This is a genomic window from Roseicyclus persicicus (genome assembly GCF_012395815.1).
Lineage (GTDB): Bacteria > Pseudomonadota > Alphaproteobacteria > Rhodobacterales > Rhodobacteraceae > Roseicyclus > Roseicyclus persicicus.
In genome coordinates this window covers 915,768-933,087 of sequence record NZ_JAAZQQ010000001.1, presented here as the reverse complement: position 1 = coordinate 933,087, position 17,320 = coordinate 915,768, and the positions used below count along the sequence as shown (strand labels likewise).

18 protein-coding genes are annotated in these 17,320 nt (G+C 72.6%); 9 read left to right on the top strand and 9 right to left on the bottom strand.

The annotated features are described in order from the left end of the window. Positions 1-95: 95 nt before the first annotated feature. From glyS to HCU73_RS04720, 4 genes are read right to left on the bottom strand one after another with little or no spacing between them, the layout of a single operon-like run. On the bottom strand, positions 96-2,336 hold the full coding sequence (gene glyS, locus HCU73_RS04735) for a glycine--tRNA ligase subunit beta (protein WP_168622227.1): 2,241 nt from the start codon (positions 2,334-2,336) through the stop codon (positions 96-98). Between the two features lie 4 nt (positions 2,337-2,340). Continuing rightward, entirely contained in the window at positions 2,341-3,027 is a 687-nt protein-coding gene (locus HCU73_RS04730; RefSeq protein WP_168622226.1) for an FkbM family methyltransferase, read from the bottom strand. A gap of 4 nt (positions 3,028-3,031) precedes the next feature. Next, positions 3,032-3,493 carry a DUF6446 family protein gene (locus HCU73_RS04725; RefSeq protein ID WP_168622225.1) on the bottom strand — a complete coding sequence of 154 codons (462 nt, stop codon included), beginning with the start codon at positions 3,491-3,493 and terminating at the stop codon, positions 3,032-3,034. After that, the gene (locus tag HCU73_RS04720; RefSeq protein WP_168622224.1) at positions 3,490-4,425 is read right to left on the bottom strand and encodes a glycine--tRNA ligase subunit alpha; all 936 of its coding nucleotides are present in this window, start codon (positions 4,423-4,425) and stop codon (positions 3,490-3,492) included. Before HCU73_RS04720 ends, HCU73_RS04725 begins: the two co-directional genes overlap by 4 nt. A 203-nt stretch (positions 4,426-4,628) precedes the next feature. Here HCU73_RS04720 and HCU73_RS04715 point away from each other — a divergent pair, with 203 nt between their 5' ends. Next, positions 4,629-6,416 (top strand): serine protease, encoded by a 1,788-nt coding sequence (locus HCU73_RS04715; protein ID WP_168622223.1) that lies wholly within the window; start codon positions 4,629-4,631, stop codon positions 6,414-6,416. A 15-nt stretch (positions 6,417-6,431) separates the two neighbouring features. Here the strand turns inward: HCU73_RS04715 and msrB are convergent, their stop codons facing one another. The 4 genes from msrB to HCU73_RS04695 form a co-directional block, all read right to left on the bottom strand. Beyond that, positions 6,432-6,908: a peptide-methionine (R)-S-oxide reductase MsrB gene (gene msrB / locus HCU73_RS04710; RefSeq protein ID WP_210730473.1), complete on the bottom strand. Its 477-nt coding sequence runs from the start codon at positions 6,906-6,908 to the stop codon at positions 6,432-6,434. Positions 6,909-7,159: 251 nt separating this feature from the next. Further along, a complete protein-coding gene (locus HCU73_RS04705; RefSeq protein ID WP_168622221.1) occupies positions 7,160-7,714 on the bottom strand; it encodes a fasciclin domain-containing protein in 555 nt (184 codons plus the stop codon). Between the two features lie 134 nt (positions 7,715-7,848). Next, on the bottom strand, positions 7,849-8,607 hold the full coding sequence (locus HCU73_RS04700) for an anti-sigma factor (protein ID WP_168622220.1): 759 nt from the start codon (positions 8,605-8,607) through the stop codon (positions 7,849-7,851). Continuing rightward, positions 8,604-9,146, bottom strand: coding sequence for a sigma-70 family RNA polymerase sigma factor (locus tag HCU73_RS04695; RefSeq protein ID WP_168622219.1), 543 nt, complete (start codon positions 9,144-9,146; stop codon positions 8,604-8,606). The genes HCU73_RS04700 and HCU73_RS04695 overlap by 4 nt, the downstream gene beginning before the upstream one ends. Positions 9,147-9,301: 155 nt before the next feature. Here HCU73_RS04695 and cobS point away from each other — a divergent pair, with 155 nt between their 5' ends. From cobS to HCU73_RS04680, 3 genes are all read left to right on the top strand, one after another. Further along, positions 9,302-10,288: a cobaltochelatase subunit CobS gene (gene cobS, locus HCU73_RS04690; protein ID WP_168622218.1), complete on the top strand. Its 987-nt coding sequence runs from the start codon at positions 9,302-9,304 to the stop codon at positions 10,286-10,288. After that, positions 10,285-10,695 (top strand): hypothetical protein, encoded by a 411-nt coding sequence (locus HCU73_RS04685; RefSeq protein WP_168622217.1) that lies wholly within the window; start codon positions 10,285-10,287, stop codon positions 10,693-10,695. Before cobS ends, HCU73_RS04685 begins: the two co-directional genes overlap by 4 nt. A gap of 81 nt (positions 10,696-10,776) precedes the next feature. Next, the gene (locus tag HCU73_RS04680; protein WP_210730472.1) at positions 10,777-11,229 is read left to right on the top strand and encodes a thermonuclease family protein; all 453 of its coding nucleotides are present in this window, start codon (positions 10,777-10,779) and stop codon (positions 11,227-11,229) included. A 33-nt stretch (positions 11,230-11,262) separates the two neighbouring features. Here the strand turns inward: HCU73_RS04680 and HCU73_RS18605 are convergent, their stop codons facing one another. Next, positions 11,263-11,451 (bottom strand): hypothetical protein, encoded by a 189-nt coding sequence (locus HCU73_RS18605; protein ID WP_210730471.1) that lies wholly within the window; start codon positions 11,449-11,451, stop codon positions 11,263-11,265. Here HCU73_RS18605 and HCU73_RS04675 point away from each other — a divergent pair. From HCU73_RS04675 to HCU73_RS04655, 5 genes are all read left to right on the top strand, one after another. Then, positions 11,443-11,715: a hypothetical protein gene (locus HCU73_RS04675; protein ID WP_210730470.1), complete on the top strand. Its 273-nt coding sequence runs from the start codon at positions 11,443-11,445 to the stop codon at positions 11,713-11,715. The genes HCU73_RS18605 and HCU73_RS04675 overlap by 9 nt on opposite strands. A gap of 44 nt (positions 11,716-11,759) precedes the next feature. Then, on the top strand, positions 11,760-12,698 hold the full coding sequence (locus tag HCU73_RS04670) for a threonine/serine dehydratase (protein WP_168622215.1): 939 nt from the start codon (positions 11,760-11,762) through the stop codon (positions 12,696-12,698). Further along, positions 12,695-13,342 (top strand): hypothetical protein, encoded by a 648-nt coding sequence (locus tag HCU73_RS04665; RefSeq protein WP_168622214.1) that lies wholly within the window; start codon positions 12,695-12,697, stop codon positions 13,340-13,342. Before HCU73_RS04670 ends, HCU73_RS04665 begins: the two co-directional genes overlap by 4 nt. Before the next feature lie 127 nt (positions 13,343-13,469). After that, positions 13,470-15,344, top strand: coding sequence for a cobaltochelatase subunit CobT (gene cobT / locus HCU73_RS04660; RefSeq protein WP_168622213.1), 1,875 nt, complete (start codon positions 13,470-13,472; stop codon positions 15,342-15,344). Between the two features lie 156 nt (positions 15,345-15,500). Beyond that, on the top strand, positions 15,501-17,303 hold the full coding sequence (locus HCU73_RS04655; protein ID WP_168622212.1) for a M24 family metallopeptidase: 1,803 nt from the start codon (positions 15,501-15,503) through the stop codon (positions 17,301-17,303). Positions 17,304-17,320: the final 17 nt, after the last annotated feature.

Genomic DNA, 17,320 nt, shown 5'->3' with positions numbered 1-17,320 from the left:
TTGCATCTGCAGCAAAAGATACAACCCACGCGTGAAGTGTCCAGTGACTCCGTCGCGAATTCTGTCAGGCCGGGCGGACGCCGGACCGCCGCGGCTCAGCCCTCCAGCCGCGACAGGTCGGCGACCGCGCCGCAGGTTTCCACGATGCTGTGCAGCAGATTCAGGCGGTTGCGCCGCACGATCTGGTTGTCGGCATTGACCTGTACCGCCTCGAAGAAGGCATCGACCGGCCCGCGGAGCGCCGCCATCTGCGACATCGCCGCCGCGAAGTCCTCGGCCTCGAGCGCGGGGGCGATGGCCGCCCGCGCCTTGGCCAGCGCGGCGAAGAGCGCGCGCTCGGCGTCGGTCTCGGCGAATTTCGGGTCGGCGCCGAAGCGGTACTCCACCCCGTCCTTGGCCTCGGCCTGGGTCAGGATGTTGTTGGCGCGGCGGTAGCCCTGCACGAGGTTCTCGCCGTCGGGCGTGGCGAGGAAGGCCGACAGCGCCCGGGCGCGGGCCACGACGAGGGCGAGGTCGTCCACCGGGGGCTTGGACAGCGCCGCGTCGATCACGTCGTGGCGCAGCCCCTCGTCGCGGAGGTGGACCTTGAGGCGGTCGTGAAAGAAGGCGAGGAGGTCGGTGGACAGGTCCGGCACCAGGTCGCCCACGGTGCGGAGCGCCTCGGACGGCTCCTGCCCCGCCGCGCGCAGGCGGTCGGTCACGGCATGGAAGGCGGCGCCGAAGACACCGCGTTCGGACACGTCCTCGAGGATCTCCTGCAGGGTGTCGATCACGTCGTCGCCGACCTTGGGGCGGCTCAGGGCGATCTTGTGGCGCAGAAGCTGCGCATCGACGGCCCGGTCGAGCCGCAGCCGCAGATGCCCCGACAGGATGATGCGGATGATCCCCAGCGCCGCCCGCCGCAGCGCGTAGGGGTCCTTGGACCCGGTGGGCTTCTCGTCGATGGCCCAGAAGCCGGTCAGCGTGTCGATCTTGTCGGCGAGCGACACGGCGACGGACAGCGGCGCGGCCGGCACCTCGTCGCCCGCCCCCATCGGCTTCCAGTGGTCGCGGGCGGCGTCGGCCACCTCGGGCGCGCGGCCCGCGGCGAGCGCGTAGTAACGGCCCATCACGCCCTGCAGTTCCGGGAATTCGCCCACCATGCCCGAGCGCAGGTCGGCCTTGGCGATGCGGGCGGCCTCCTCGGCCTGCGCCTCATCGGCGCCGACGAAGGGCGCGATCTCGCGCGCCAGCGCCGCGATGCGGTCGATCCGCTCGGCCTGCGAGCCCAGTTTCGCGTGGAAGGTCACGGATTTCAGCCCGTCCAGCCACTCGCCCATGCCCGCCTTTGCGACGCGCAGGTCGTTCTCCCAGAAGAACTTGGCGTCCGACAGCCGCGCCGACAGCACCTTCTGGTTGCCGGCGAGGATCGTCGCGCCGTGGTCCGCCGTCTCGCGGTTGGCGACGGTGACGAAGCGTTCGATCCGGCCCGTGGCGGGGTTGCGCACGGAAAAGAACTTCTGGTGCTCGCGCATCGAGGTCTGCAGCACCTCGGGCGGCAGGTCGAGGAAGCGGTCCTCGATCCGGCCCATCAGCACCACGGGCCATTCCACCAGCCCCGCGACCTCGGCCAGCAGCCCGTCGTCGGGCACGATCTCCAGCCCCGCGGCAAAGGCCATCTGCTCGGCGTCGTGGCGGATGTGGTCGGCGCGCTCGGCGGCCGACAGCATCACCCGGGCGCGTTTGAGCTTCGCCTCGTAATCCGCGAAGGAGCTTACGGAAAACCGGCCCGGCGCCATGAAGCGGTGGCCCTCGGTGGTGTCGCCCGCGGCGATCCCGTCGACGGCGAAGGGCACCACCTCGGCCCCCGCCTCGCTGGTCAGCAGGCACAGGATCGACTGCAGCGGCCGCACCCAGCGAAGGCTCCCCGAGCCCCAGCGCATGGATTTGGGCCAGGGGAAGTCACGGATCACGGCGGGGACCACCTCGGCCACGATCTCGGCGGCGGGGCGGCCGGCGCGTTCGATCACGGCGAAGAACACCTCGCCCTTCTTGTCGGCCCGCGCCTCGAGCTGGTCGCGGGTGACGCCGGCGCCGCGCAGGAAGCCCTCGATCGCGGCCTCGGGCGCGTCGGTGCGGGGCCCGCGGCGTTCCTCGCGGGTGGTGGGGCTGTGGGCCGCCAGCCCCTCGACCGTCAGCACCAGCCGCCGCGGCGTGGCGAAGGCGCCGGCCGAGGCGTAGGTGAGGCCGGCCTCGACGAGACCGTCGGTCACCAGCCGCTTCAGGTCGTCGGCCGCGCGGGCCTGCATCCGGGCGGGGATTTCCTCGGAGAAGAGTTCCAGGAGGAGGTCGGGCATCGGCTCAGATCCAGTCGAGGTTGACGCGGGTGACGGGGTGCGCGGCGGCCACGGCCTCGCGCAGGGCGGCGAACCGGGGGCGGAGGTCGGCGAATTTCTTTTCGTGGGTCTCGGCGACCGTCAGGCGGACGAGGTCGAAGAGCCCCTCGGCCTGCATGTGTTCGAGAAGGTCGAGCTCGGCCCCCTCGATATCCATCTTGAGAAAGGCGATCTCGCCCGCCTCGGCGGCGAGGCTGCGGATCACCCCGGGCAGCGCGACCATGGCGACGTCGATGGCCTCGCCCTCGTCGATGTTGCGGCCGCCGGCGATCACGGTGGACTTCACCGAGCCGGCCTTGGGGTTGTCGTCGAAGTTCGCCGCCCGCATCAGGCGCACGGTGCCGTCGGTGACGCCCACGGCGGCATTGTGCAGGACGACGTTCGGCAACGCGCCGACCCGCTCGGACAGGCGGGAAAAGGCGTAGGGGTCGGGCTCGTAGGCGTGGACGGTGGCGCCGGTGGCCGCGAGCGGCGCGGTGACGTCGCCGAGGTTCGCGCCGCAGTCGATGACCACGTCGCCCGGTTTCAGCATCGACAGGATGCCCTGCATCAGCCCGCGTGCGAACTGGGCGCGCTCGTTCCGCGCCTGGCGGCGCTTGAGCTTGTCGTGCTCGGCCTTGAGGGCCGCGTGGGCGGCGGCGAGGTCGTCCATCGGCTCAGTCCTCCAGGCTGCCGTTCCACTGGTGCCAGGCATAGGCCCGGCCGTCGGGGAACAGGGCGATGACCCGGTCGGCGCCGGGGCGGATCTCGGTCTGCGACAGGATCGCCTGCGCCGCGCCGTCCTCGAGCGCCGTGCCGATGGCGACCGCGTCGAAGCAGTCGAACCAGTCCGGCGCGATCAGCGGCTCGGCCTCCGGGTAGGGGGCCGCGCGGGCCAGCAGGGCGGCGGGGTCGGCCACCGTGAAGCAGGCCCGGAACCGCAGCGGCGAGGTGTCGGCGTCGATCCCGGAGAAGGCCGCGAAATCAAGCGGTTCCGTAGCCCCGTCGGGCAGGGTCACGGCCAGGTCCGCCGTGTCGATGGGCTCGTAATAGGCGCGCGTCTGGAACCACCACTGCGCCCCCGCGAACACCGCGGTGACGACGAGGATGGCCAGCACGACCCAGCGGCCCGAGGTCATGCGCCGGCCCCCTCCGGCGTCCAGCCGCCCGCCCCGGTCGTGACGAAGGCGTCGGCGCAGAGCTTGGCCAGCGCGCGCACGCGCCCGATGTAGGCCTGCCGCTCGGTCACCGAGATCACGCCGCGGGCGTCGAGCAGGTTGAACAGGTGGCTGGCCTTGATGCACTGGTCATAGGCCGGGTGGGCCATGACGATGCGCTTGCCGCTGCGGGGGTCGTCGGCGCCCGCGCCGAGCAGGCGCTGGCACTCGGCCTCGGCATCCTCGAAGTGGCGGAACAGCATCTCGGTCGAGGCCGCGTCGAAGTTGTGGCGCGAGTATTCCTCCTCGGTCTGGCGGAACACGTCGCCGTAGCTCAGCGGGATCGGCGAGTGCGGGTCGTTGAAGGGCATGTCCATCACGTGGTCGATGCCGAGCACATACATCGCCAGCCGTTCCAGCCCGTAGGTCAGCTCGCCCGAGACCGGGTGGCAGTCATGGCCGCCGACCTGCTGGAAATAGGTGAACTGGCTCACCTCCATCCCGTCGCACCAGACCTCCCAGCCCAGGCCCCAGGCGCCGAGCGTCGGGCTTTCCCAGTCGTCCTCGACAAAGCGGATGTCGTGCAGCGCCATGTCGATGCCGATCGCCTCGAGCGACCCCAGATACAGGTCCTGCAGGTTCGGCGGGCTGGGTTTGATGAGCACCTGGAACTGGTAGTAGTGCTGCAGCCGGTTGGGGTTCTCGCCGTAGCGCCCGTCGGTCGGGCGGCGCGAGGGCTGCACGTAGGCCGCGGCCCAGGGCCGGCTGCCGAGGCTGCGGAGCGTCGTCGCCGGGTGGAAGGTGCCCGCCCCCACCTCCATGTCGTAGGGCTGCATGATGGCGCAGCCCTGCGCGGCCCAGTAGGCCTGGAGGCGCAGCAGGATCTCCTGGAAGCTCTTGGGCGTGTCGGGCATGGCGCGCATCGCTCGTCTTGGGGGTCGGCGCGGTCTCTCTAGTGTCACAGGCCGGTGCGGTCAACGCGGCCCCTGCCCCGTTCTCCTTGCCTTCACGCGGAATTCTGGTGCATTCGGACCGGGTTTTGTTAACGTCCCGCCCGACGGACGGCGCCGGCCCGGGGCTGGCGCCAGGGGCCGGGTGACTGAGGAAGTTTGAGACGATGCGACTTGACGGATTTCGCGGGCTTTTCGCCCTGGTGCTGACGGCGGCCCTGGGGCTGGCCCTGCTGTGGCCGGGCACCGCCCGCGCGCAGGAGGCGGTGTTCATCCAGATCGAGAGCCACGCCACCCTGGGCGAGACCGAAAGCCGCGCCCGCGCCTATGCGCAGCTGCTCGACAACGTGAACGGGTTCCAGGCCCGCACCGGGCTCTACGCCATCGCGCTGGGGCCCTACGCGCCGGCCGACGCGCAGGTGCTGCTGCGCGACCTCCTGGCCCGCGGCGTGGTGCCGGCCGACAGCTTCCTGCAGGACGCGCTGCCCTACGTGGCGCAGGTGTTCCCGGTCGGGGCGACGGCGCTGGCCCAGCCCGCGCAACCGGTGACCGGCACGGCGCAGGACGCCCCCGCCGCGGCGGAACCCGCCGCCACCGCGCCCGTCGCGCTGGTGGCCCCCGGCATCCCCGAGGAAACCCCGCAGGAGGCGCGCCAGTCCGAGGCCGCGCTGGACCGCACGGGCCGCGAGGCGCTGCAGATCGCGCTGCAGTGGTTCGGCTTCTACACCTCGGGCATCGACGGCGCCTTCGGCCCCGGCACCCGGGCCGCGATGACCGCCTGGCAGGAGGCCCGCGGCGTCGAGCCCACCGGCATCCTGACCTCGCGCCAGCGCGCGCAGCTCCTGTCCGAGTACCAGGGCGAGCTGGCCGCGCTGGGGATGGAGACCGTCCGCGACGAGCGCGCCGGCATCGAGATCGGCCTGCCGATGGCGATGGTCCGCTTCGCGGGCCACAACTTCCCCTTCTCGCAGTTCGAGCCGATCAACGACAGCGGCGTGCAGGTCCTGCTGATCAGCCAGCCGGGCGACCGCAACACGCTGTTCGGCCTCTACGAGATCATGCAGACGCTGGAGATCGTGCCGCTGGAAGGCGAGCGCGAGCGGCAGGGCGACCGGTTCCTGCTGACCGGCCAGTCCGACACGCTGCGCAGCCACACCGAGGCGCGGCTGGTCAACGGCGCGGTCAAGGGCTTCACCCTCGTCTGGCCGCCCGAGCGCGACGCGCAGATGGCGCGCGTCCTGCCGATGATGCAGGACAGCTTCACCGCGCTCGGCGGCGTGCTCGACCCCGGCGCGGTGCCCGAGGGGATGGACCAGAGCATCGACATGGTGTCGGGCCTCGACGTGCGGCAGCCGACGCGGGTGCGCACCGGCTTCTTCATCGACGCGCGCGGCGCGGTTCTGACCACCACCGAGGCGGTGGACGGCCAGTGCGCGCAGGTCCTGATCGACGACGCCTATGCCGCCGACATCGCCTACCGCGACGACGCGCTGGGGCTGGCGGTGCTGCGGCCGCGGCAGGCGCTGGCGCCGATGGCCTTCGCCGAGATCGCGTCCGAGCCGGGCCGGCTCCGGGCCGAGGTCGCGGTGGCGGGTTTCCCCTTCGACGGGGCGCTCGGCACGGCCTCGATGGCCTTCGGCACGCTGGCCGATCTGAGCGGGATCAACGGCGAGGACACGGTGCAGCGGCTCGACCTCGCCACCGCCGACAGCGAGGCGGGCGGACCCGTCTTCGACGCCAGCGGCACGGTGATCGGCATGGTGCTGCCCGGCACCGCCGAGGGCCGCGTGCTGCCCGAGGAGGTGACGCTGGCGCTCCGGGCCGACCGGCTGGCCGCAGTGCTGTCGGCGGCGGGCGTCACGCCCACCGTCTCGGCCCGGACCACCTCGCTCAACCGCGAGCTTCTGGCCCGCCTCGGCGCCGACATGACGGTGACGGTCAGCTGCTGGAACTGACCCGCGCCGCCCGGGTCACGCCGGGCGGAACACCAGCGCGACGCCGTTCAGGCAGTGCCGGAGCCCGGTGGGCTGCGGCCCGTCGTCGAAGATGTGGCCGAGGTGGCTGCCGCAGCGGCTGCAATGGCATTCGGTGCGGGTGATGAAGAAGCTGCGGTCCTGCATCGTCCCGATCGCGCCCGGCCGCACGTCGAAGAAGCTGGGCCAGCCGGTGCCGCTGTCGTATTTCGCCGCCGCATCGTAGAGCGCCTGGTCGCAGCCCCGGCAGTGGTAGACGCCCGGCCGCGTCTCGGCGTTCAACGGGCTGGAGCCCGCGCGCTCGGTCTCACCCTCGCGCATCACGGCGTATTCGGTGGGCGTCAGCATCGCGCGCCACTCGGCCGCGCTGCGGGTGACCGCAAAGGGCCCTTCGGCGATGGCCGCCGCGGCGACGCGGGGCAGGATCAGGGCAGCCAGCCCCGCGGTCAGGACATGGCGTCGGGTCGGGAGCATCGGAACCTCCGGGGGCTGTGGGACAGGGAAAAAAAAGGGCCGGCGGTCGGCGTGACAGCACCCCGTGGGGCGGGGCTTGCCCGGGGGCATTTGGGCGGCTGTCACGCCGGGGGCGGAGTGAACGCCCCGCACGCCCCCCTCTGGATGAGGGGCGCTTCCGCCGGCCGCGGCCCTCCCCCGCCCGAGCCAAAGGGGGACGGGGGTGGGCCGGATCGTCGCCGGGCGACCCGCGGGCCGCCCGGCAAAGGGGATCACATCGCGTCGGGCAGGAGCACCGCGTCGATCACGTGGATGACGCCGTTCGACTGGTCGACGTCGGCCTGGGTCACGGTGGCCATGCGGCCCTGCTCGTCCTCGATCATGATGCGGCTGCCGCGCATGGTGGCGGTGAAGGTGCAGCCGCCCACGGTCTCGAAGCTGTAGCTGCCGCCGGCGCCGCGGATCATGCCGGCGAGGTCGGACGAGAACGCCTCGCCCGCGATCACGTGGCAGGTCAGGATCTCGGTCAGGCGGTCGCGGTTGCGGGGCTCCAGCACCCGGGCGACCTGGTCCTGCGGCAGGGCGGCAAAGGCGTCGTTCACGGGGGCGAACACGGTGAAGGGGCCCTCGCCCATCAGCGTCTCGACCAGGCCCGCGGCCTGCACGGCGGCGACCAGCGTGGTGTGGTCGGCCGAGTTCACGGCGTTCTCGACGATGTTGCGCTGCGGGAACATCGGGGCGCCGCCCACCATGGGCACGGATTGCGCCAGCGCGGCGCCGGCGATCAGGACGGCGGTGGCGGCGGTGGTCAGGGTCAGTTTCGACATGGGGTCCTCCATCTGTCGGTCTGGCTTGCGCCCCCGTGTCTCGGGGGACGATGCCGAAGCCACGGAGGCGGCCGCGCGGAGGTTTCAGAGGGTGCGATCACGGCTGCGTGAGCGGCGCGCGGACGCGGCCCGGCTCAGAGCGCGACGAGGGTCCCGAGCGCCAGGATCGCGCCGGTGGGCTGGCCGGTGGGCGAGCCGCCCGGCGGCTCGTCGGAGATGGCGACGAGCGCGCCCGCGCCGAACAGCGCGGAAACCTCGGGCGCCGGCTCGAACACCGTGAGGGGCTCGTCGCCCAGAAGGCCCAGCGGGATCGGCGCGGCGCCCGCGCCGGGGATCAGCCACGCCTGCTGCGCCCGGCCCGGCGTCGGCCCGCCCGCGACGCGGCGCAGCTGCAGCCGTCCGTCGGGGTCGCGGGTGGCCGCAAGGCCCAGGCCCGACCCCTCGATCGGCACAAGATGCGTGAGCAGGATCGTGCCGGGCGGGTTCGCGCCGCTGTCGAGGTCGGGCACCTGCCCCGGGGTCGGCACCAGCGCCGGGGGCCGGCTGTCGGGCAGGATCGCCACGCCGACCGCCACCGCGGCGACCGCCGTCGACAGCGCCGACAGGCCGCGCCAGACCGCCACCCTGTCCCAGAGCCGCGCGGGCGCGGGCCCGAACAGCCGCGCCTCGACCGCCGCCTGCAGCCGCGCGGGCGGGGTCACGGGCGCGACCTCGGCCTCGGCCATCGCGGCAAAGCGCGCCTGCCAGTCGGCGACCGCGCGGGCCAGCGCCGGCTCGGCGCGCAGCCGGGCCTCGACCGCGGCGCGCTCGGACGCGTCCAGCAGGCCCAGCGCGTATTCCGCGGCGAGCGCCTCGATCTCGTCGGGCATCTGGTCCTCGGGCCGGTCGGTCATCGCGACAGGCACTCCTTCAGGCTCAGCAGGCTGCGGCGCAGCCAGGTCTTCATCGTGTTGAGCGGCACGCCGTAGCGCTCGGCCAGCTCGGCATAGCTGCGCCCCTCCAGGTAGGCGCCCCGCACCGCGTCGGCGCGGTCGGCGGGCAGTTCGCCCAGGCAGGCGCCGATGCGCCGCGCCTCGGAGGCGGCGATGGCGCTGGCCTCGGGCGAGGGCCCGGGTGCGGCCAGCGGCGCCAGCTGGTCCAGGTCGGCCGTCGGCGGCCCCTCGGCGCGCAGCCGGTCGATGGCGTGGTTGCGTGCGACCGTGATCAGCCAGGTCATCGGGCTGTGTCCCGTCACGCGGTAGCGGTCGGCGCGGTGCCAGATCTTCACGTAGACCTCCTGCAGCGCGTCCTCGGCCTTCGCCCTGTCCCGCAAGACACGCAGGCAGATGCCGAATAGTTTCGCCGAGGTCGCGGCATAGAGCGCCGAGAACGCCGCGCGGTCGCGCATCGCGATGCGCGCGATCAGCTGTTCCAGGTCGCTCCTGTCCGTCATCCGCCCGTATCTTCTGCCCTGTCGCGCGGGCCATCCTGCCCTGCCGGCGCGGGCTTGGCCAGCCCGGCTTTTTCGGCCTTCCCCTTGCGGCCCCCCGCGATATGTTGCATCCCGGCACGCAATCCGACGCACGTACAGAACACCCCGAGGACCCGATGGCAGACGGCAGCTTGAGCTTGGACGCGAAACCGACCGAGGAGATCTCGGTCCGCGAGGTGTTCGGCATCGACAGCGACATGAAGGTCAAGGCCTTCGCCGACCGTTCCGACCGCGTGCCGGAGCTGGACAGCACCTACAAGTTCGACCCCGACACCACGCTCGCGATCCTGGCGGGCTTCGGCTACAACCGCCGGGTCATGATCCAGGGCTACCACGGCACCGGCAAGTCGACCCACATCGAACAGGTCGCCGCCCGCCTGAACTGGCCCGCCGTGCGCGTCAACCTCGACAGCCACATCAGCCGGATCGACCTGATCGGCAAGGACGCGATCAAGCTGCGCGACGGCAAGCAGGTGACCGAGTTCCACGAGGGCATCCTGCCCTGGGCGCTGCGCAACCCGGTCGCCATCGTGTTCGACGAATACGACGCCGGCCGCGCCGACGTGATGTTCGTGATCCAGCGCGTGCTGGAGCATGACGGCAAGCTGACGCTGCTCGACCAGAACGAGATCATCACGCCGCACAAGTATTTCCGCCTCTTCGCCACCGCCAACACGGTGGGCCTGGGCGACACCACGGGCCTCTACCACGGGGTCCAGCAGATCAACCAGGCGCAGATGGACCGCTGGTCGCTGGTCGCCACGCTGAACTACCTGTCGCACGATGCGGAGACCGCGATCGTGCTGGCCAAGGCGCCGCACTACAACACCGACAAGGGGCGCCGCACCGTCAGCCAGATGGTGACGGTCGCCGACCTGACCCGGACGGCCTTCATGAACGGCGAGCTGTCGACCGTGATGTCGCCCCGGACGGTCATCACCTGGGCACAGAACGCCGAGATCTTCCGCAACGTGGGCTATGCCTTCCGGCTGTCCTTCCTCAACAAGTGCGACGAGCTGGAGCGGCAGACGGTGGCCGAGTTCTACCAGCGCTGCTTCGACGAGGAGCTGCCGGAAAGCGCCGCCTCGATGAGCCTCGGATGAGCGCCCGCAGGCTTGCGGGTGCCGCCCTCCTCGCGCTGATCCCCGCCGCCGCCGCGGCACAGGACACCCCCACCTTGCGCGACGCCGTCGCGGCGGGCGAGCCGCCCGCCTACATCGGGATGCGCTGCGCGGGGTTCTTTGCGGGCGGGCTGGCGGCCTTTGGCGATGATCTGCCCGAGGATCTGCGCACCCGGACCTCGAACTTCGTCGCGCTCCTTGTCGTCACCACGGTCGCGACGCTGGAGGAGGGCGGGCTCGACCGGCCCACTGCCGAGGCGCAGGTGACCGACGGGCTGGTGCAGTGGACGGGCTTCTACGAGGCGCACATGCGCGCCACGCCCAACCTCGACGCCGACCCGCTCTACGCCGCCGACAGCGCCGACTGCATCTCGATCGTCAGCGGCTGACCGGGCCACCCGCCCGGACAGGTTAACCAAAGGTTAATTTTCCCCCTCGACGCCGGGCGGCCCTTGCGCCATCTCCGGCCCATGCCGCTTGCCCCTGCCCTGTTCCGCGCCGCGCTGATCTGCGCCGCGGCCGTCCTTGTAACCGCCTGCCGCGACGCCGCCCCGGGGCCCGTTGCCTCGGCTGCGCCCGCCTGCCGCGTGGTGCACGTGGTCGATGGCGACACGGTCGACATGACCTGCCCCGGCGCGGGCCGGTTCCGCGCCCGGCTGACCGGCTTCGACACGCCCGAATCCCACGAGCCCCGCTGCGCCGCCGAGGCCGCCGCCGCCCGCGCCGCGACGGACCGGTTGCGCGCGCTGGTGCGGCAGGCCGCGACGGTCGAGGCGCGCCTGGGCGACCTCGACCGCTACGGGCGCCGGCTGGTGGGCCTCCGCCTCGACGGGCGCGACGTGGGCGCGACGCTGATCGCCGAGGGGCTGGCCGTGCCCTACACGGGCGGGCCGCGCGTCAACTGGTGCGCGGCGCTGGGGTGACAGGGCCACAGCTCGGCGGCCTTCGCAAAGTTTTCATACTGCACAATTGACAGGCGATAATTTTGCCTGTTCGCTTGTTTCATGGGCGGTTTGAAAACAGGTTTGACGGCCCTTCTCGGCTGTCTCCTTCTGACCCCGGCCCCGGCGCGGGCCGATGCGGGCGGTCAGCCCCTCCCCCTCTTCGCCGAGTGTGCCGGGCGGCTGGTGGCGCAGATGGAGCATGAATGGCTCCTCTCGGACCCCGCCGCCGCCGAGACCGAGGCGATGCTCGACGCCGTCACCGCGGTGCTGGACCTGATGGAGCCCGGCGGCACGGCCGAGACCCGCGCCCGGCGCGTCTCGGCGCGGGCGGCGCACCGGCAGCTCCTGTCGGCGGGCAGCTTCGGCGGCGCGGGCTGGGCCGCGGACACGGCGCGGCGCTACATCCTCGGCTGCGCGGCGCTGGTGGTGCTGCCCGACCCCGCGCCGGCGCCCCAGCGCAGCTGAGCCGCCGATTGACCGCGCCGCGCGACCGGTCCATCGTCCGCGCCATGACATACCCCACCCCCGACGACATCGCCGCCGCCGCCGCCCTGATCGCGGGCCGCGTCCGGCACACGCCCATCCTGCAGGTGGAGGGCAAAGCACTCGGCCTGCCCCACCCCGTCACGCTGAAGCTGGAGCACACGCAGGTGACCGGCTCCTTCAAGGTGCGCGGCGCCTTCAACACGATGCTGTCCAAGGGCGTGCCCGAAGCGGGCGTCGTCGCCGCCTCGGGCGGCAACCACGGCGCGGCGGTCGCCTATGCGGCCACCGAGCTGGGGCACCGGTCTGTGATCTTCGTGCCCAAGGCCATCGCCAAGGAGGAGAAGCTCCGCCGGATGCGGATGTTCGGCGGCGAGGTGATCCTGACCGAGGGCGCGGTGGAGGACTGCATGGCGGCCTATGCCGCCCACGCCGCGCGCACCGGCGCCCTGTCGGTGCACCCGTATGACACCTTTCCGACGCTGGCGGGGCAAGGGACCGTGGCCCGCGAGATCGAGGCGCAGATGGGCGGGCTTGACACGATCCTTGTCTCCACGGGCGGCGGCGGGCTGATCGGCGGGGTCGCGGCGTGGTTCCGCGACCGGGTCAAGGTGGTGTCGGTCGAGACCGAGGGGACGAACACGCTGGAGCGCAGCCTGCGCGAGGGGCCCGACATCAGCGTTCAGGCGACGGGGATCGCCGCCAGCTCGCTGGGTGGCCCGCGACTCGGGGTGATGTCCTACGAGGTGATCCGCGAACATGTCGACGCGGCCATCGTCCTGCCCGACGCGGCGGTCTTCGAGGCGGCCCGGCGGCTTTGGGAAGGCACGCGGCTGGTGGGCGAGCCCGGCAGCGCGGTGGCGGTCGCGGCGCTGACCTCGGGCGCCTATGTGCCCGAACCGGGCGAGCGGGTCTGCGTGCTCCTGTGCGGCGGCAACGCCGAGCCCGACTGGTTCGTCGCGTGATCCGGGCCCTCGCGCCGCTGCTGCTGGCCCTGCCCGCCGCGGCGCAGGACCTGGCCACGCCCGAGGCCGCGACCCTGCCCCGGCTGATCGAGAGCGCCTGCCTCGATCTGGCGGCCGACCACACCGGCTGCGAACAGGCGATCCTGCTCGCCTCCGGGACCGAGCCGGACCTGGCCGACCTGATCGTGCTGACCGACCGGCGCAGCGACCCCGCGGCCGCGCCCCTGCTGGTGGCGCGCGGCATCGCCTTCAACGGGGCGATGTGGGGCATGGCGCCGTCGCTGGCGCAGGCCGAGAACGGGTCGCTCCTGCTGCGCTCGGAACAGACGGGCATCGGGCGGTTCCCGTGGATGCAGACGCTGACGCTGGCCTGGCGCGAGGGGCGCTTCGTGGTGGCGGGCTTCACCTGGGACAGCTACGACCGCGCCCGTGGCGGCAGCGCCCGCTGCGACGTGAACCTGCTGTCCGGCGCCTTCGTGGCCGAGGCCAGCGTGCCCGACGCGACCGGCGCGGCGCAGGCCGTCCACGCCGCCGAGGGGCGGATGGAGCCGCTGCGCATCGCCGCCGCCGACTGGACCCACGACGCGCTGGTCCCCGCCCCCTGCACGGCGGCGGCGGAGGCCCTGTTCGCGGCGACGGACTGAGGGCGGCGCCAGTTTCTTGCAAGAAACTGGCCAGAGCCTTGCAAGGCTCTCCCCACGCCCTTGCAAGGGCGTGGACCCCGCCCGTGGCCCCTTGCCCTCCCCCGGGGTTCGCGCCACATTCCGCCCCATGGCAAAGCACCCCACCGACAACCCGGCCGATCCCTTCAAGAAGGCACTGGCCGAGGCGACCCGCGTCCTCGCCGACGACCCCGAGCTCGCGGTGACCTACACCGTCGACCCGCCCGGCCTGTCGGGCGAGACCCTGCGCCTGCCGCAGGTCAGCCGCCGGATGACGCGGGACGAGGTGCTGCTCGCGCGCGGCACCGCCGACGCGCTGGCGCTGCGCCACCGCTACCACGACACCGGCACCGCCGCCCGCTACGCGCCGCCCGGCGCCATGGCGCGCGACCTGATGGAGGCGATGGAGACCGCCCGCTGCGAGGCGGTGGGCGCCCGCGCCATGCCCGGCACCGCCGGCAACATCGACGCCAAGATCGGCCACGAGGCCCGCCGCAAGGGCTATGGCGAGATCCGCAACGCCGCCGACGCGCCCCTGTCGGTCGCGGCGGGCTACCTGATCCGGCACCTCGCCACGGGCCGGCCGCTGCCGCCCGAGGCGGCGAACGTGATGGAACTGTGGCGCGGCTTCATCGAGGACCGCGCGGGCGGCACGCTGGAGGATCTGGGCGGCGTGCTGGCCGACCAGGCGGCCTTTGCCCGCTTTGCCCGGCGGATGATCGACGACCTGGGCTACGGCGACCAGCTGGGCGACGACCCCGACGAGATGGACGACGAGGGCGAGGACGAGGCCAGCGAGGAGCAGGAGGACCAGCCCGATTCCACCGGCCAGGACGACAGCCAGGAAGAGGACGCCGAGGCCAACCCCGAGCGCAGCCAGGACCAGCAGCAGGACCAGTCCCAGGCGCAGGTCCAGATGGACGACCAGGGCGACATGGAGGAGGCCGAGGAGCAGGAGCTGCCCGACGGCGAGGCCCCGCTGGAGCCGCCGCCGCCCGCGCCCCATTCCGAGGCCGACCCGGGCTACAAGGTGTTCACCACCGCCCATGACGAGGAGATCGCCGCCGAGGAGCTGGCCGAGGCGCAGGAGCTGGAGCGCCTGCGCGCCTATCTCGACCAGCAGCTGGAGCCCCTGAAGGGCGCCGTGTCGCGGCTGGCCAACAAGCTGCAGCGGCGCTTGCAGGCGCAGCAGAACCGCAGCTGGGAGTTTGACCGGGAGGAAGGCATCCTCGACGCCGGGCGGCTGGCGCGGGTGGTGGCGAACCCGACGACGCCGCTGTCCTTCAAGGTGGAGAAGGACACCGAGTTCCGCGACACGGTGGTGACGCTGCTGCTGGACAACTCGGGATCGATGCGCGGGCGGCCCATTTCGATCGCGGCGATCTGCGCCGATGTGCTGGCGCGCACGCTGGAGCGCTGCGCGGTGAAGGTGGAGATCCTGGGTTTCACCACCCGGGCCTGGAAGGGCGGCAAGGCGCGCGAGGAGTGGCTGGCCCAGGGCCGGCCGCAGCAGCCCGGGCGGCTGAACGACCTGCGCCACATCGTCTACAAGAGCGCCGATGCGCCGTGGCGGCGGGTGCGGGACAACCTGGGCCTGATGATGAAGGAAGGGCTCCTGAAGGAGAACATCGACGGCGAGGCGCTGGAATGGGCGCATCGCCGGATGCTGGTGCGGCCCGAGGCGCGCAAGATCCTGATGGTGATCTCGGACGGGGCGCCGGTGGATGACAGCACGCTGAGCGTGAACCCGGCGAATTACCTGGAAAAGCACCTGCGCGACGTAATCGCCATGGTGGAGCGGCGCCGCGCGGTGGAGCTGCTGGCCATCGGGATCGGCCATGACGTGACGCGCTACTACCAGCGCGCGGTGACGATCACCGATGCCGAGCAGCTGGCGGGCGCGATCACCGAGCAGCTGGCGAGCCTGTTCGACAGCGACCCGCGGGCGCGGGCGCGCGTCATGGGGATGAAGCGGGCGGGCTGAACGGGTCGCCGCAGACGCGACCGGAGGGGTTTCGCCGCTGGCGCGGCGACCGGGGCGGAAAACGCGGGGCGTTTTCCGCGGCGCCTGATGGACGACGCGCCCTGCAACTGCGTCGCTCCCGAAGGGCGTATTTGGGGAAAGATGAAGGAGGGGCCGGTGTTCCAGAGTTTCGAGGCGAAGACGCGGCCCGGGGACGGGGCGCCGCGGCTGGCAGCACTCCGGGCGGAGATGGCGAAGGCCGGGGTCGACGGGTTCCTCGTGCCGCGGGCGGACCGGTTCCAGGGGGAATACGTCGCGCCCTGCGACGAGCGGCTGGCCTGGCTGACGGGCTTCACCGGCTCGGCGGGCTTCGCGGCGGTTCTGTCGGACATCGCGGGGGTCTTCATCGACGGGCGCTACCGGGTGCAGGTGAAGGCGCAGGCGGACCTGTCGGTCTACACGCCGGTGGCTTGGCCGGAGACCAAGCTGGAGGACTGGCTGATCGAGCAGCTGCCGAAGGGCGGCGTGGTGGGCTACGACCCCTGGCTGCACACGGCGGCCGAGGTGGCGCGGCTGGAGGCGGCGCTGGGCCGCCGGCAGATCGCGCTGCGGCCCATGGCCAACCTGGTCGACGCGGTCTGGGCGGATCGCCCGGGGCCGCCGATGGCGCCGGCCCGGGCCTGGCCGGTGGCGCATGCGGGGCGGAGCGCGGCGGAGAAGCTGGCGCTGGTCGCCGGCACGCTGGCCGAGGCGGGAGAGGATGCGGCGCTGATCACCCAGCCCGACAGCCTGTGCTGGCTGTTGAACCTGCGCGGCGCCGACGTGGCGCACACGCCGCTGATGCAGGCGATGGGGATCCTCAGGCGGTCTGGCGCGCTGGACCTGTTCGTTGCGGCGGAGAAGCTGGCGGGCGTGGACCTGCCCGACGGCGTGACCCTGCGCGACCCCGCGACGCTGGCGACCGTGCTGGCCGCCGAGACGGGCCGGGTGCGGGTCGACGGGAGTTCCGCGCCGGCGGCGGCGAAGGCGCTGCTGGAGGAAGGGGCGGCGGAGGTGGTCGAGGGCACCGACCCCTGCCTGATGCCCAAGGCGCGCAAGCACCCGGCCGAGATCGCCGCGACGACCGCGGCGCATCTGCGCGACGGGGCGGCGGTGGCGCGCTTCCTGGCCTGGTTCGACCGGGAGGCGCCGAAGGGGCAGCTGACCGAGATCGACGTGGTGGAGGCGCTGGAAGGCTTCCGCCGGGAGACCGGCGTGCTGAAGGAGATCAGCTTCGACACCATCGCGGGCGCCGGCGCGAACGGCGCCATCGTGCATTACCGGGTGACGCGGGAGACCAACGCCCCCGTCCGGCCCGGGCAGCTGTTCCTGATCGACTCGGGCGCGCAGTACGAGGACGGGACCACCGACATCACCCGCACCCTGCCGGTGGGGGACGGCGTGGCGCAGGTGGCGCGCGAGGCCTTCACGCAGGTCCTGCAGGGCATGATCGCGATCCACCGGGCGCGGTTCCCGAAGGGCGTCGCGGGGGGGCACCTGGACGCGCTGGCGCGCGCGCCGCTCTGGGCCGCGGGGCGGGACTACGACCACGGGACGGGGCATGGCGTCGGCGTCTACCTCGGCGTGCACGAGGGGCCGCAGCGGATCGCGCGGATCTCGACCCTGCCGCTGGAGCCGGGGATGATCCTGTCGAACGAGCCCGGCTACTACCGCGAGGGGGACTTCGGGATCCGCATCGAGAACCTGGTCGTCGTGGTCGAGGCGCCCCCGGTGGCGGGCGGCGACGCGCACCGGGCGATGCTGGGCTTCGAGACGCTGACCTGGGCGCCGATCGACCGGCGGCTGGTGGTGCCCGCGATGCTGGCGCCCTGGGAGCGGGACTGGCTGAACGCCTACCACGCCGAGGTGCTGGGCAAGATCGGGCCGCTGGTCGACGCCGACACCCGGACCTGGCTGCAGGCGGCCTGCGCGGCGATCTGACATCCCCCTGTCACATG